This is a genomic window from Mycobacterium sp. E2497 (genome assembly GCF_001668695.1).
In the GTDB taxonomy this organism is placed as follows: Bacteria; Actinomycetota; Actinomycetes; order Mycobacteriales; family Mycobacteriaceae; genus Mycobacterium.
Window position 1 is genome coordinate 1 of record NZ_LZKD01000180.1, and the last position, 830, is coordinate 830.

General features: G+C 70.7%; 2 protein-coding genes. One reads left to right on the forward strand and one right to left on the reverse strand.

What is annotated here, in order from left to right; genetic code table 11:
- On the reverse strand, positions 1-378 hold a 378-nt coding region (locus A5713_RS16620; protein WP_156751912.1), incomplete at its 3' end, for a TetR/AcrR family transcriptional regulator.
- 143 nt (positions 379-521) lie between these two features.
- Here A5713_RS16620 and A5713_RS16625 point away from each other — a divergent pair.
- Positions 522-830 (forward strand): TetR/AcrR family transcriptional regulator (locus A5713_RS16625; protein ID WP_156751807.1); only part of this gene is annotated, 309 nt, incomplete at its 3' end.

The window sequence follows — 830 nt, forward strand, 5'->3', positions numbered from 1 at the left end:
AACCGGGTGCTCGTTGCTTTCGGCGCGGACCGCGCGATCGAATGCGGCCAGATGCGGATGCTCGCGCATCAGCCGGCTCGCCTCGTCCAGCACCGCCTCGATCCGGTCGACGGCGGTCCCCGGGCGCGCGGCGGCCGCGCGCAGCCGCGGCAACGCGACGTCGGTCCGCGCCGCTATCGCGGCGTTGATCAGCTCCGCCTTGTTCGGAAAGTAGTTGTAGAGGCTGGCGCTGGTGACGTTCGCGGCCCGGGCGATCTCACGGATGGTGGCGCCCGCGTACCCGAATTCGGCCACGCAGCGCATGGTGGCAACGACGATCCGCTGCCGCGTCTCCTCGCCGCTGGCGCCGACCGGACGTCCCCGTTGCGCCCGCGTCACCGTGCTGTCCTCACTCGCGCGTCCCGTCCGCCGGCTCCCGGTCCCCGACACGGTCGAATATAATCGAGTGATCGATTAGTTTCGGCTTCGCCGCGGAGGTGCGTAGTGCGTGATGGACGGAGCTGCGGCGGGCTTCCCGCCGCATGAGCGTCACGCCGCCGCAATTGGGTCGGCCGGTGGGTGCCGACGGTGAGCAGACCCGGGCCCGCATCATCACCGCCGCGATGCGATGTGTGGCCGAGAATGGCTATTCGCGCACCACGATTCGCGAGATCGCCCGGGCGGCCGACGTCACCAGCGGCAGCCTGTACCACTACTTCCCGAACAAGTCCGAATTGCTGGACGCGGCCGTCGAGGACATCGAACGCATGGCGGTGCCGCGGCTGCGAGCCGCCGCCGCGGGTCCCGGCGGCGTGGTCGATCGCCTCGCGGCGGTGCTGGACGAGGCGAGC